Here is a 12946-nt window from a genome sequence, read left to right as displayed (position 1 = left end):
CAGCGGCCGCGCCAATCGATTGGCCGAAAACGATGCCCGTGTGGGAGCGAGCCTGCTCGCGAAAGCGGTAGCTCAGGCGGTGCTATTTTCTTAGTTCTTAGTCGTGTGAAGTGTGCCGTCGGCCATTTTGCTCGGCAGCATTCCCAGCACAAACACGCTGGCCGGCCCGCCGGCGCCACGGATGGCCCAGTTCAGGCGCTGTTGCAAAATCCCGCCGCCGGCCAGACGCCCCAAAGCCAGGTCGGCGCCTATTGCCGTCGCGATCGCGGTGCTGGCGGATGGCATGAGCATGGCGCCGGCGACCATGATGTTGCCGAAGTTGCTGGCTGGCTCCTTGGCAGTGCCAGCGTCCGTGCGACACCAGTTGTCCGGCGTGCAGGACTTGGCAAATACCTTGTCTTCGCCTGGCTTGGGCGCAGGCCACTCATCCTTCTCGATGTACACCGGCTCCGGCGCTTTCGGTGGAAGCAAAGTAAACCAGGCCCTGCCACCGCTATACGGATTTAAAAACCAGTCATCGTCGAGAAGGTATTTGTATGGAGGCATGCCAACTCCCTGCATGGCGCTGAATCGAGCCAGGGGAGCTTGTCGGTCGAAGGGCAATTCGGGGAGAGAGGGGCGGGTGCTTGAAGTGATGAAAAATCCAGTTCTTACGTGAGCAAAGCCTGCTTCCTACAGGGCTATCTTAGTCAATCGGTTTTGCGCCTGGGTCAGGCGAAATTATCGTCGGTCGCGCCTGTAGTCTTTTCCTTTGAATCGCTGACTACGCCGGATTTCTCTTACAGATTATTCAGGTCGACAGCCTACGCGGCGTTGCCTGAGGATGGTTTCTGTAGTTTTTCCAGGATGGATATCAGATGAAGAGGATGAGTCCGTTGCCATTCGATTTTATTTTCAGTCGGCCGCTGTCATGAGCATTTCCAATGAGGATCGTGATTTTCTGGTTGCGTTGGGCAGTCGCATTGCACATTTACGTACGGTGCACGAGATAACACAGACGCGGTTTGCAAGGGCTTTAGGTCTTTCCCGGCAGACCTTTCAGGGTTACGAGGAGGGCACGCGCAGCATGCCGGTCACGACACTGGTGAAGATGGCATTTGCGCTTCGCGTTCCCGTTGAAGACCTGCTCGGGGTTCCCTCGTACACGGAGACGCCCAGGCGCAGCTTGACCTCGACGTGGTATCGAAGGCTGCAGTCCATCAATGAGCTTTCGAAGGTCCAACAGAAGGTGATTGCGCAGATGCTTGACGCGCTGATCGCACAGGCAGCTACCAAAACAAGCAACGAAGAAAGAGAAATTTGAAACCCTAAGAACGCGGAACCAGGGTGCGCCAACACCCTGGCTCCGCTAACCACAAGCAGCTAAACAGGAGCTGATCATGGCTAAAACCAAGCATACGTCATCAACCCCCATCACTGAACGCCGGTTGAAAATCGCCGCTGATTTTTACCCGGTCCACACCAAGGAAAAAACCTACAGCCCCGCCAAACCCGTACCATGGATCAGACTGCGCGGCCTGTGGTTACGGCAGGCAGGATTCGAGGTGAACGAGAACGTCAAAGTGCGTGTGATGAAAGGGTGTCTGGTGATTACAGCGGAATAGATGAATCGTCCAAGTACAGCCGCAACGCCAGTTGCGTAGGAAAAACGCCGCTAACCCTCAAGGGATAGCGGCGTTTTTTCTGAAATAGCGCTTTTGATTATTTAGAATTTTATGGCGGGTGGGGCCTGTAATACCTGGCTAAGAGCCTGGTTGTGAGGAAGGCATTATTTTGAATTTGATATTTGGCTTATGTGAAAAAAGGCGAATTGCAAACTGTAAGAACGTCTGACGGATGAGCGGCTGCGAGCCCACTGATCAATCGAAAGGGCTGAAGATAGACCTTCTGTTGGTGGGGAACCGGAGGGGAGATTATTGCAGGCATAAAAAAACGGCCTACCTTTCGGTAAGCCGTTTTTAGTACTTGGTGGCTACACAGGGACTTGAACCCCGGACCCCAGCATTATGAATGCTATGCTCTAACCAACTGAGCTATGTAGCCAAGTGGCGCGCATTATTCCCCTGAAATGGCAAAGCGTCAAGCGTAAATCGAAAATATTTCTTCCTGTTTTCAACCGCTTATCCTCCAGCCCCGAAAATCGGGGCCGGGGAGGGCGTCAGCGCAGTTGGAATCTGGCGGTATTGGCGCTCAGGGCTTCGCTGCCCTGGCTCAAGGTGTCGGCCGCGAGGTTCACCGCCCGTGCGCCTTCAAGCAAACGCACCGCCGCTTGATCGACCTGCTGGATATTGCCGCTGACTTCATCGGCGGTGCTCGCCTGCTCTTCAACCGCCGTGGCGATCTGCGCGAGGGTGTCGGTGACGCTCTGCACGGCGCTGGCGATTTCACCCAGACGTTCCCCGAGGCCGGTGACCGCTTCGGCATCCGATTGCGCCTGACCGCAGGCGGCTTCCATCAGGCTCACCGCTTCGTTGACCGTCGCGCGCAGGCTGTCGACAGTGCCGGCGATCTGCGCGGTGGACGATTGCGTGCGTTGCGAGAGGCTGCGCACCTCGTCGGCGACCACGGCAAAGCCGCGACCCTGTTCGCCGGCGCGGGCGGCTTCGATGGCGGCGTTGAGTGCGAGCAGGTTGGTCTGCTCGGCGACGCCGCGAATCGTGTCCACGACCAGTTGAATCTGCTGGCCTTGCTCGCTGACCCGGCCGAGCGCGGCGGCGGTGTCGTTCAGGCGCTGATTGAGCTGCTGAATGCTGGCCGTGGTGCGCTGACTGTCGCGGCTGCTGTCGGCGGCGATGCGTCGGGTCTGCTGGGCGCTGCCGGAGGCCTGTTCGCAACTCTGCGCGACGCCTTGCGAGGTGGCGGCCAGTTGTGTGGCGGCAGCGGCGATCTGGCTGATCTGCAACTGCTGCGCCTCGACTTCGCTCAGGGCGCCGCTGGAGTGTTGGTTGAGGCTGCGCACCGCGTTGCTCAACTGCGAGGTCTCGTGGTCGACGCCAAGCATGCTGCTGCGCAGTTGCACCACGGCGACGTTGAGCGCGGTGCTGATCGCTGCCAGCTCATCGCGCCCCACCACCGGCACTTGCAGGCTCAGGTTGCCGTCGCGCAAAGCTTCGGCGAGTAGGGTGATGCCGCTGGCGCTGCGGCGGATCGAGGCTTGCAGGCAGACAAACAGGTATAACGCGGCCAACAGCAAGCAACCGAAGATTGCAGCGACAACAATGAACTGGCGGATCGCCGAGCTGTAATAAGCATCGAGTCGCTGATCCAGCGCGACCAGGGATTGCTGGCGCAGGGAAGCAAGGTCGGTGAGCAGCGCGTCGAGGCTGCGTTCGAAGTCCTCTGGCTTGAGGTTGATGCTGCCGCCAAACACACCGTCGTCGAGAACTTTCAGGCCGCTGTCGAGGTGTTTCAGGCTGTCGTGATACTGGCCAGCCCAGGCTTGCAGCTCGGCTGGCAGACGCGCCTCCAGCAGGCCGGCGGTTTTCGCCAGTTGCTCGCGGGCGTCCCCGATGCGACTGCGCAGGTCGCGCAACTGCAGGCGGCTCTGCAGGGTGAACTGCCCGGAGACGACCGAAGCCTGGCCGACCGCGGCGAGACGGCCGACCCGCTCGATCAGGTCCGGCGCGTGTTGCGTGGAAATCTGCGTCAGCAGGTAGGTTTCCAGCCACGGCGCGAGGGTCAGGCGATTGTCCATGACGATCTGCTCGCGTAAGGCTTGCAGCGCGCCCAGGGCATTGGTGAAGCGGTCATAACCGTCCGGCCACCAGCCGACACTGCTGAGGCTTTTCGAATCAAGGCCATTGAGTGCGGTTTGCAGCGCCTGAAAGCGTTCGAGGATTGCGCCGTCGGCGCCTTGCTGGTTCAGAGCATTGCCCAGCTCGGTGGTGGCTTGCAGCACCGCCGGTTGCACGCCGTCGAAGGCAGCCATGGCGGCGAGGGTGGCCGGTGTCGGCTGACGATTGGTCTCGGTGGCGCGCCAGCGGGCGGCGCGGTCGCGTTGAGCGGCGAGCAGGTTGTCCAGCGCATCCAGCGCGAGCAGCTGACGCACGCCGGCACGTTCGCCGGCGATCAGATTGAGCTTCTCGCGATAGTCATGGCCGATCATCAACAGGCTGCCGGCCAGCGGCAGAATGAACAGCAGAAACAACAATTGGAATTTACCTGCGAAGCCAAACCGCCCCAGCAATTTGATCCCCGGTGAAAGGAAAGCCTGCATGCCTCATGACTCCTCTGGACACCACGCACCATTGGCGTGCATCGCGAACCTTTCGGCTGCGACCTGTGCCCTCTAAAAGGCCTCGAAAGTTCACCCATGCCCGCTCTGTAGGCCGGCTCTGTAGCGAAACTTCCCATTGTCGAGCGCCTTTGTAAGGCGATCGTGTTCAAGGGCAGAAGCAAGGCAAGATTCAGACCATGGCGTTGCGCTATCACCGTTTGCTCGACGACCAGTCAGTTAGTTAGCTGCCTAAGGGGATGGCGCGAGCGCACCGAAAAATGGCACATTGACGCACCTGCCTTAGGGCACCCATCTGCTGTCCGGAATTTCCATGGCTATCAGCAACGTTCAGACCGCCGCTGCCTCGGCGACCGCTGCTCCGCAAAGCAGCCCCTTGGTGATGCGCATCATCGGCGCGGTGGCGCTGGCGCATCTGATCAATGACCTGATCCAGTCGGTTCTGCCGTCGATCTACCCGATGCTCAAGGCCAACTATGGCCTGACCTTCACCCAGGTCGGCCTGATCACCTTGACCTTTCAGTTGACCGCGTCGCTGTTGCAGCCGTGGGTCGGTTACCACACTGATCGCCACCCCAAGCCGTGGCTATTGCCGGCGGGCACGGTGTGTACGTTGATCGGCATTCTGATGATGTCGGTGGTCGGCAGCTTCCCATTGATTCTGCTGGCGGCGGCGCTGATCGGCATTGGCTCGTCGACCTTTCACCCGGAAGCCTCGCGTGTTGCGCGACTGGCCTCGGGCGGCCGGTTTGGTCTGGCGCAATCGACCTTTCAGGTCGGCGGCAATGCCGGTTCCGCGTTTGGCCCGTTGCTGGCGGCGGCGATCATCATTCCCTACGGCCAGGGCAATGTGGCGTGGTTCGGTCTGTTCGCAGTGTTTGCGCTGTTCGTGCTGTACCGCATCAGCCGTTGGTACGCCAACCACCTGAACCTGTTCAAGCTCAAGGCCGGCCAAGCCGCGACGCACGGCTTATCGAAGGGCAGGGTGACCAGTGCGCTGGTGGTGCTCGGGCTACTGGTGTTCTCCAAGTATTTCTACATGGCCAGTTTCACCAGCTACTTCACTTTCTACCTGATCGAGAAGTTCGACCTGTCGGTGGCCAGCTCGCAATTGCATCTGTTCCTGTTCTTGGGCGCAGTGGCGGCGGGGACGTTCTTCGGCGGGCCGATCGGGGACAAGATCGGGCGTAAGGCAGTGATCTGGTTTTCCATCCTCGGCGTCGCGCCGTTCACCCTGATCCTGCCGCATGTCGATCTGTTCTGGACTAGCATTCTCAGCGTGGTGATCGGCTTCATTCTGGCGTCGGCATTCTCGGCGATCGTGGTGTACGCGCAGGAACTGGTGCCAGGCAATGTCGGGATGATTGCCGGGATTTTCTTCGGGCTCATGTTTGGTTTCGGCGGGATTGGCGCAGCGCTGCTCGGGCATCTGGCGGATGTGCACGGGATTGAGTACGTGTATTTCCTGTGCTCGTTCTTGCCGTTGTTTGGTGTGTTGGCGATCTTTTTACCGCGTACCAGAAAGGCCTGAACAGACGAATCGAACTGTGGGAGCGAGCCTGCTCGCGAATGGATGGGTCAGTTGACGAATGCTTAGCTTACACGCCACATTCGCGAGCAGGCTCGCTCCCACAGGGAAATGTACGCAGTCACTGAATTTCAGGCACAAAAAAGCCGCGTATCAAACGCGGCTTTTTGTTGCCCGGCTGTTGCTTAGACGTTGAAGCGGAAGTGCATCACGTCGCCGTCCTTGACGATGTAATCCTTGCCTTCCAGGCGCCATTTGCCGGCTTCTTTGGCGCCGGCTTCGCCTTTGTACTGGATGAAGTCGTTGTAGGCGATGACTTCGGCACGGATGAAGCCTTTTTCGAAGTCGGTGTGGATCACGCCGGCGGCCTGTGGGGCGGTGGCACCGACCTTGACGGTCCAGGCGCGGACTTCTTCGACACCGGCGGTGAAGTAGGTCTGCAGGTGGAGCATTTCGTAGCCGGCGCGGATTACGCGATTCAGGCCAGGCTCTTCCAGACCCAGGGCCTCGAGGAACATGTCCTTCTCTTCGCCGTCGTCGAGCTCGGCGATTTCCGCTTCGATCTTGTTGCACACCGGAACGACCATGGCGCCTTCTTCTTCGGCGATGGCCTTGACCACGTCCAGGTGCGGGTTGTTCTCGAAGCCGTCTTCAGCCACGTTGGCGATGTACATGACCGGTTTGGTGGTCAGCAGGTGGAAGCCCTTGATCACTGCCTTTTCGTCAGCGCTCATGTTCTTCATCAGGCTGCGTGCCGGCTTAGCTTCGGTGAAGTGCGCGATCAGTTGCTCGAGCAGAGCCTTCTGAACCACGGCGTCCTTGTCACCGCCCTTGGCGTTGCGCGCGACTTTCTGCAGTTGCTTCTCGCAGCTGTCGAGGTCGGCGAAGATCAGTTCCAGGTCGATGATTTCGATGTCGCGTTTCGGGTCGACGCTGTTGGACACGTGGATCACGTTGTCGTCTTCGAAGCAGCGCACCACGTGAGCGATAGCGTCGGTTTCGCGGATGTTGGCCAGGAACTTGTTGCCCAGGCCTTCACCTTTCGAGGCGCCGGCGACGAGGCCGGCGATGTCGACGAATTCCATGGTGGTCGGCAGGATGCGCTTGGGATTGACGATGGCCGCCAGCGCTTCCAGACGTGGATCAGGCATCGGCACGATGCCGCTGTTCGGCTCGATGGTGCAGAAGGGGAAGTTCTCGGCCGCGATACCGGATTTGGTCAGGGCGTTGAACAGGGTGGACTTGCCGACGTTAGGCAGGCCGACGATGCCGCAATTGAATCCCATGGTGTTTCCCCTCGGGTAAAAGTCAGGCCTTCTGGCTGTGCAGGTTTTTCATCGCGCGGTTCCATTCCCCGGCGAGGATATCCGGCAGCACGCCGAGGGCAAAGTCGATGCTGGCATCGAGTTTTTCCTGTTCGGCGCGTGGCGCACGACCCAGGACGAAATTTGAAACCATACTGGCAACGCCCGGGTGGCCGATGCCAAGCCGCAGGCGGTAGAACGTATTCTGATTGCCCAGTTGCGCAATGATGTCGCGCAACCCATTGTGACCGCCATGGCCGCCGCCCTGCTTGAGCTTGGCAACGCCCGGAGGCAAGTCGAGTTCGTCATGCGCCACGAGGATTTCTTCAGGCTTGATGCGGAAGAAACCGGCGAGTGCCGCCACGGCCTGGCCGCTGCGGTTCATGTAGGTGGTGGGAATCAGCAGACGAACATCCTGACCCTGGTGCGAGTAGCGCCCGGTCAGGCCGAAATATTTGCGATCGGCCACAAGATTCACATTCTGTGCGTGGGCGATGCGCTCAACAAAAAGGGCCCCTGCGTTATGCCGGGTCTGTTCGTATTCAGCGCCTGGATTTCCCAAGCCAACGATCAGTTTGATGGCAGTCACGATAGGGGCCCTTCCTTGGAGTGGTGGATAACATCGCCGCGATCGGGGAAAGCGGCGAAAGTGGACGAAAAATGCTCATTTACCATGGATGTAAACTCCGCGTTCTCGCCCGCTTTCTCGCTACGTTCCAGTCCGCGATGTTACTTGCTCACTCCGGCATGACAGAGTGAATTACTCTGCTTCGCCTTCTTCGGTAGGTTCTGCAGCAACACGTGGAGCGTGGACGTTGGCAACAGCCTTGTCATCGCCGTGTGCCAGAGCAACGAACTCAACACCTTTAGGAGCTTTGAGGTCCGACAGGTGGATGATGGTGCCGATTTCTGCTTTCGACAGGTCGACTTCGATGAACTCAGGCAGATCTTTTGGCAGGCAGGTCACTTCGATTTCAGCAACAACGTGCGAAACTTCGCCGCCTTTCTTCACTGGAGCTTCTTCGCCAACAAAGTGTACAGGCACGATGGCGGTCAGTTTCTGGCCGGCAACAACGCGTACGAAGTCAGCGTGCATCACGTGGCCTTTGGCCGGGTGACGCTGCAGAGCCTTGATGATTACGTTCTGCTTGGTGCCACCAACGTTCAGCTCGATGATGTGGCTGTAAGCCGCTTCGTTTTCGAGCAGTTTGGCAACTTCTTTGGCCAGCATGCTGATGGATTCAGGGGCTTTGTCGCCACCGTAAACTACAGCTGGAACCAGGCTTGCGAGACGACGCAGGCGGCGGCTCGCACCTTTCCCCAGGTCGGAACGCACTTCAGCATTCAGAGTAAAATCGTTCATTTTGTATCTCCAAAATAGCCATGACCGAGTGGCGTTTGCGACCAGCGCCGAACACGGTATGGGCAAAAAAGCCCCGCCCCGACAGGAATGCCGGGGCGGGGCGCTTTTCGTCAACGAGACATTTCGCGAAGGGCAGGGCCCTTAACGGAACATCGCGCTGATCGATTCTTCATTGCTGATGCGGCGAACCGCTTCGGCAACAACCGGTGCGATATCCAGTTGACGGATACGTGCACAGGCTTGTGCTGCAGCGGACAGCGGGATGGTGTTGGTCACCACCAGCTCGTCCAGCACGGAATTTTCGATATTCTCGATGGCCCGGCCCGACAGCACAGGGTGTGTGCAGTAGGCAAAGACCTTGGCTGCGCCATGCTCTTTCAGGGCCTTGGCCGCGTGGCACAGGGTGCCGGCGGTATCGACCATGTCATCGACGAGAATACAGGTACGCCCTTCGACATCACCGATGATATGCATCACTTCAGAGTGATTGGCTTTCTCACGGCGTTTGTCGATGATCCCGAGATCGACGCCCAGCGACTTGGCAACAGCCCGTGCACGCACGACGCCACCAATGTCCGGGGACACGATCATCAGGTTTTCGAAGCGCTGATCTTCGATGTCATCCACCAGAACCGGGGAGCCGTAGATGTTATCTACCGGAATATCGAAGAAGCCCTGAATCTGGTCAGCATGCAGATCAACCGTGAGAACACGGTCGATGCCGACTACGGTAAGCATGTCAGCAACGACTTTCGCGCTGATAGCCACACGTGCGGAACGCGGACGGCGATCCTGGCGGGCATAACCAAAATAAGGAATAACAGCAGTGATACGAGTAGCCGAGGAGCGGCGGAAGGCGTCAGCCATCACTACCAGTTCCATCAGGTTATCGTTGGTCGGAGCGCAGGTCGGCTGAATAATGAAGACGTCTTTACCGCGAACGTTTTCATTGATCTCGGCTGTGATTTCGCCGTCGGAAAACTTGCCGACAGAGATGTCACCGAGAGGGATATGCAGCTGACGTACGACACGCCGAGCCAGATCGGGGTTGGCATTCCCCGTAAAGACCATCATCTTGGACACGCGCAGTACCTAGAGGCTGAGGGTAACCTGGATGAGTAGAGAAAATGGCAGGGGCGGCTGGATTCGAACCAACGCATGGCAGGATCAAAACCTGCTGCCTTACCGCTTGGCGACGCCCCTGTATTTGTTGCTTTCAAGTGCCGGGCACTTGATTCCTTTAGAGCAGACTTTGCAGCTTGCGATGCAACATCGAAACGTTGCTTCCTTTCGCTACAAACCCTGTAAGGGTCTCTGTCAGAAGGGCCGAGACTTTATCAGCTTCAGCTTTGCTTGGGAAGCCCCCAAACACACAACTTCCAGTTCCGGTGAGCTTTGCTTCGGTAAATTTACCTAACAAATCCAATGCGTTACGTACCTCTGGATAACGCCTTGCTACCACCGGCAAGCAGTCATTTCGACTGTTTCCCTCGGGAACGGGGCGCACTTTAATGGGCGGTGTGTTACGTGTCAACAAAGGATCGGAAAAAATTTCTGCCGTACTAACAGCGACTTGCGGCACGAGCACCAAATACCACGGTTCTTCGGGTTCGACCGGGGTCAGTTTCTCGCCGACGCCCTCGGCAAATGCTGCATGGCCACGGACGAACACCGGTACGTCGGCACCGAGTGACAGGCCCAGTTCCGCCAGGCGATCTTCATCCCAGCCCAGTTGCCACAAATGGTTTAGCCCGAGCAGGGTCGTCGCCGCATTCGAGCTGCCGCCGCCAATGCCGCCGCCCATGGGCAGGACTTTGTCGATCCAGATGTCGATGCCGAGCGCGCAGGCGGATTGTTGCTGCAACATCTTCGCTGCGCGCACGATCAGGTTGCTGTCGTGGGGCACGCCGGCGAATTCGGTGTGCAGTTGAATCACGCCGTCATCGCGCACGGCGAAAATGATTTCATCACCGTAATCGAGGAATTGAAACAGCGTCTGCAATTCGTGATAACCGTCTTCACGGCGACCGAGAATGTGCAACATCAAGTTGAGTTTGGCCGGCGAGGGCAGGGTCAGACGTGCAGCGGTCATGCTTTATTGCCCCAACTTGCGCGGTTGCCAGGTCTTGATCACCAGCGTCACGTCGAGGTCGGTGCCGTGCAGCTTGATGCGCTCGGGGAGCCAGTAACCATTCTGTTCGGTGTAGGCGGTGTATTCGACTTTCCAGCCGTCCTGCTCAAGGCTGGCCAGACGACTGTTGGCGTCCAGGTTCAAGCGACTTTTGCTTTCCGGAGCGGGCAGGCCACGAACCCACCAGGCCAGATTGGATACCGGCAATTTCCAGCCCAGCTGTTCTTCGAGCAGGGCTTCAGGAGATTGCGATTCGTAGCGGCCCTGATTGGCGACTTCCAGCGACACCTTGCCCGGACGCCCGGTCAAGCGTGCCGCGCCACGACCCAGCGGGCCGGACAGGCGAATGTCGTAGTAGTCCTGACGCTGCAGCCAGAACAGTGTGCCGCTGCCGGAATCCTTCGGCGCGCGGATGCCGATCTTGCCGTCGATCTGCCAGCCGTCGAGGCCGGTCAGTTGCTGTTTGTTTGCCGCCCACTGGGCCGGGCTGCCGTGGCCCTCGACCGATTCGCGAGTGCCGAAACCCGAGCAGCCGGCGAGCAGGGCGATGAAGCTGAAAACAATAACGTGGCGCAAAAGCATGGTTTAAAGATTCTCGGATCCGGTCAGGCGCTTGATGGTGCTGCGCAGAATGGTGCTGTCGGGCTGATCCTTGAGGAACTTGCCCCACACTTGTTTGGCTTCGCGCTGATTGCCCTTGGCCCAGAGGACTTCGCCAAGGTGCGCGGCGACTTCATGGTCGGGGAAACGCTCGAGCGCCTGGCGCAGGTATTTCTCCGCGTCGTCCAGATTGCCCAGGCGATAGTTCACCCAGCCGAGGCTGTCGAGTACCGCCGGGTCTTCCGGATTGATCTGGTGCGCCTGCTCGATCAGCGTTTTCGCTTCAGCGTAGCGGGTGGTGCGATCGGACAAGGTGTAGCCCAGTGCATTGAGCGCCATGGCGTTGTCCGGGTCGCGCTTGATGATCAGGCGCAGGTCTTTCTCCATCTGCGCCAGATCATTGCGTTTCTCCGCGAGCATGGCGCGGGTGTAAAGCAGGTTGAGATCGTCCGGGTATTTCTGCAGCGCTTGTTGCAGAACCTTCCAGGCCTTGTCGTCCTGTTTGTTGGCTGACAGGCTTTCCGATTCGATCAGATACAGCTGGATCGCGTAATCCGGTTGCTCGTCACGCTCGGCCGCCAGTTTGCTTTGCGCTTCGGCGGTCTTGCCGTTGCTCATCAGGATATCGGCCTGACGCAGCTGTGCCGGCAGATAGTCATTGCCCGGGCCGACCTGGGCGTATTCGATGAGCGCGCCTTGCGGGTCATTGCGCTCTTCGGCAATCCGGCCGAGGTTCAGGTGTGCCGAATCGACGTGGCTTTCGCGGGCGATCAGGTCTTCCAGATAACCCTTGGCTTCATCCCACGCCTTGGCTTCCAGGCACACCAGCGCCAGCGAATAACGCAGTTCATCGTCTTCCGGGTATTGCTGAACGAGGGTGGAGAATTCGGCCTTGGCGTCGTCCATGCGGTCCTGTTCGACGAGCATGCGCGCGTAAGTCAGGCGCAGGCGCTTGTCTTCCGGGTATTTCCTGATGCTTTTCTGTAACAGCGGCAGCGCTTCGTCGCCACGGTTGAGCAACTGAAGCAGGCGCGCACGCAGCAGGATCGGTGCGATTTCGCCGTCTTCCGGCGGATTGTCTTCAAGCAGAGTCAGCGCGCCTTGATTGTCGCCGTCCTGCTGCAGCAGCAGAGCCTTGCCGAAAATCAGCTGATTGTTGTTCGGGTGGCGCTCAAGCAAACGGTCGAAGCTTTTCATCAGGCCGTTGCGGGTTTCCTGATCGGTGTCGGCCGCCGACAGCGCGAGGAAATCGAAATGGGTGTCGCCCTTGCCCTGCAGGACTTTCTCCATGTAGACCATGGAGTCGTCGTAACGCCCGGCGCGGGCCAGTTGCACGGCGGCGGCGCGTTGCGCTTCGAGATCGTCCGGGGCATTGCGCGCCCAGATCAGCGCGGTGTCGAGGGCCGGTTGATCGGCGCCCAGATATTCGGCGATGCGGAACGCACGCTCGGAAACGCCCGGATCCTGGGTGTTGATGGCCTGGGTCACGTAGTTGTCCAGGGCAATGTCGAAACGATTGCGCTGGCCGGCGAGTTCGGCGCTCAGCAGACTGAACACGGTTTCCTCGCTGAATGAGCCGTAAACCTTGGGCTTTTCAGGTGCGGGCGTGGTGTCTTCGACCGGCGGGGTGCCGTCCGGCGCAACGGGCGCCATGGCCTGGCAGCCGCTGAGGAAGACAAAAGCGAGGAGCAACGCGGAAGATCTATTCATATAGGAAGAGGACGACTAACCTGCGGTCGGATCATCATGACACAAGCCTTCGGCCAAACATAACCGAGACTCAATT

General features: G+C 59.0%; 12 protein-coding genes and 2 tRNA genes. 3 read left to right on the top strand and 11 right to left on the bottom strand.

What is annotated here, in order from left to right; genetic code table 11:
- Positions 1-90: 90 nt before the first annotated feature.
- On the bottom strand, positions 91-546 hold the full coding sequence (locus OK411_RS23615) for a hypothetical protein (RefSeq protein ID WP_264365761.1): 456 nt from the start codon (positions 544-546) through the stop codon (positions 91-93).
- Between the two features lie 364 nt (positions 547-910).
- Here OK411_RS23615 and OK411_RS23610 point away from each other — a divergent pair, with 364 nt between their 5' ends.
- Complete coding sequence (locus tag OK411_RS23610) at positions 911-1303, top strand: helix-turn-helix domain-containing protein (RefSeq protein WP_232013042.1); 393 nt, start codon at positions 911-913, stop codon at positions 1301-1303.
- 76 nt (positions 1304-1379) lie between these two features.
- The gene (locus OK411_RS23605; RefSeq protein WP_264365760.1) at positions 1380-1604 is read left to right on the top strand and encodes a type I toxin-antitoxin system SymE family toxin; all 225 of its coding nucleotides are present in this window, start codon (positions 1380-1382) and stop codon (positions 1602-1604) included.
- A 362-nt stretch (positions 1605-1966) separates the two neighbouring features.
- On the opposite strand, the gene OK411_RS23600 is transcribed toward OK411_RS23605, so the two are convergent.
- Both OK411_RS23600 and OK411_RS23595 read right to left on the bottom strand, forming a co-directional pair.
- Positions 1967-2043, bottom strand: a tRNA-Met gene (locus OK411_RS23600).
- A 115-nt stretch (positions 2044-2158) separates the two neighbouring features.
- Positions 2159-4216: a methyl-accepting chemotaxis protein gene (locus OK411_RS23595; RefSeq protein WP_136492709.1), complete on the bottom strand. Its 2058-nt coding sequence runs from the start codon at positions 4214-4216 to the stop codon at positions 2159-2161.
- Between the two features lie 331 nt (positions 4217-4547).
- Here OK411_RS23595 and OK411_RS23590 point away from each other — a divergent pair, with 331 nt between their 5' ends.
- A complete protein-coding gene (locus tag OK411_RS23590) occupies positions 4548-5765 on the top strand; it encodes an MFS transporter (protein ID WP_264365759.1) in 1218 nt (405 codons plus the stop codon).
- Between the two features lie 182 nt (positions 5766-5947).
- Here the strand turns inward: OK411_RS23590 and ychF are convergent, their stop codons facing one another.
- The 8 genes from ychF to OK411_RS23550 form a co-directional block, all read right to left on the bottom strand.
- Positions 5948-7048, bottom strand: coding sequence for a redox-regulated ATPase YchF (ychF, locus tag OK411_RS23585; protein WP_016773202.1), 1101 nt, complete (start codon positions 7046-7048; stop codon positions 5948-5950).
- A 22-nt stretch (positions 7049-7070) separates the two neighbouring features.
- Complete coding sequence (gene pth, locus OK411_RS23580) at positions 7071-7655, bottom strand: aminoacyl-tRNA hydrolase (RefSeq protein ID WP_016773203.1); 585 nt, start codon at positions 7653-7655, stop codon at positions 7071-7073.
- A gap of 171 nt (positions 7656-7826) precedes the next feature.
- Positions 7827-8429: a 50S ribosomal protein L25/general stress protein Ctc gene (locus OK411_RS23575; protein ID WP_264365758.1), complete on the bottom strand. Its 603-nt coding sequence runs from the start codon at positions 8427-8429 to the stop codon at positions 7827-7829.
- 141 nt (positions 8430-8570) lie between these two features.
- Positions 8571-9512 (bottom strand): ribose-phosphate pyrophosphokinase, encoded by a 942-nt coding sequence (locus tag OK411_RS23570; protein ID WP_003171603.1) that lies wholly within the window; start codon positions 9510-9512, stop codon positions 8571-8573.
- Positions 9513-9557: 45 nt separating this feature from the next.
- Positions 9558-9632: transfer RNA gene (locus OK411_RS23565), tRNA-Gln, on the bottom strand.
- A gap of 37 nt (positions 9633-9669) precedes the next feature.
- Positions 9670-10521, bottom strand: a complete 852-nt coding sequence (gene ispE / locus OK411_RS23560) for a 4-(cytidine 5'-diphospho)-2-C-methyl-D-erythritol kinase (RefSeq protein ID WP_264365757.1) — start codon at positions 10519-10521, stop codon at positions 9670-9672.
- Between the two features lie 3 nt (positions 10522-10524).
- Positions 10525-11142, bottom strand: coding sequence for a lipoprotein insertase outer membrane protein LolB (lolB, locus tag OK411_RS23555; RefSeq protein ID WP_123444159.1), 618 nt, complete (start codon positions 11140-11142; stop codon positions 10525-10527).
- 3 nt (positions 11143-11145) lie between these two features.
- The gene (locus OK411_RS23550; protein WP_041480005.1) at positions 11146-12870 is read right to left on the bottom strand and encodes a tetratricopeptide repeat protein; all 1725 of its coding nucleotides are present in this window, start codon (positions 12868-12870) and stop codon (positions 11146-11148) included.
- Between the last annotated feature and the right edge of the window lie 76 nt (positions 12871-12946).

This window comes from Pseudomonas sp. RG1 (assembly GCF_025910115.1).
GTDB lineage: Bacteria > Pseudomonadota > Gammaproteobacteria > Pseudomonadales > Pseudomonadaceae > Aquipseudomonas > Aquipseudomonas atacamensis.
Note: the sequence above shows the minus strand (reverse complement) of the source record. Positions and strands in the feature narration are given on the sequence as shown.

Excerpts from the sequence above, each read along its gene's own strand:
- OK411_RS23615 (WP_264365761.1), bottom strand. The coding sequence starts at position 546 with ATGCCTCCATACAAATACCTTCTCGACGATGACTGGTTTTTAAATCCG.
- OK411_RS23610 (WP_232013042.1), top strand. The coding sequence starts at position 911 with ATGAGCATTTCCAATGAGGATCGTGATTTTCTGGTTGCGTTGGGCAGT.
- OK411_RS23605 (WP_264365760.1), top strand. The coding sequence starts at position 1,380 with ATGGCTAAAACCAAGCATACGTCATCAACCCCCATCACTGAACGCCGG.
- OK411_RS23595 (WP_136492709.1), bottom strand. The coding sequence starts at position 4,216 with ATGCAGGCTTTCCTTTCACCGGGGATCAAATTGCTGGGGCGGTTTGGC.
- OK411_RS23590 (WP_264365759.1), top strand. The coding sequence starts at position 4,548 with ATGGCTATCAGCAACGTTCAGACCGCCGCTGCCTCGGCGACCGCTGCT.
- ychF (WP_016773202.1), bottom strand. The coding sequence starts at position 7,048 with ATGGGATTCAATTGCGGCATCGTCGGCCTGCCTAACGTCGGCAAGTCC.
- OK411_RS23575 (WP_264365758.1), bottom strand. The coding sequence starts at position 8,429 with ATGAACGATTTTACTCTGAATGCTGAAGTGCGTTCCGACCTGGGGAAA.
- ispE (WP_264365757.1), bottom strand. The coding sequence starts at position 10,521 with ATGACCGCTGCACGTCTGACCCTGCCCTCGCCGGCCAAACTCAACTTG.
- lolB (WP_123444159.1), bottom strand. The coding sequence starts at position 11,142 with ATGCTTTTGCGCCACGTTATTGTTTTCAGCTTCATCGCCCTGCTCGCC.
- OK411_RS23550 (WP_041480005.1), bottom strand. The coding sequence starts at position 12,870 with ATGAATAGATCTTCCGCGTTGCTCCTCGCTTTTGTCTTCCTCAGCGGC.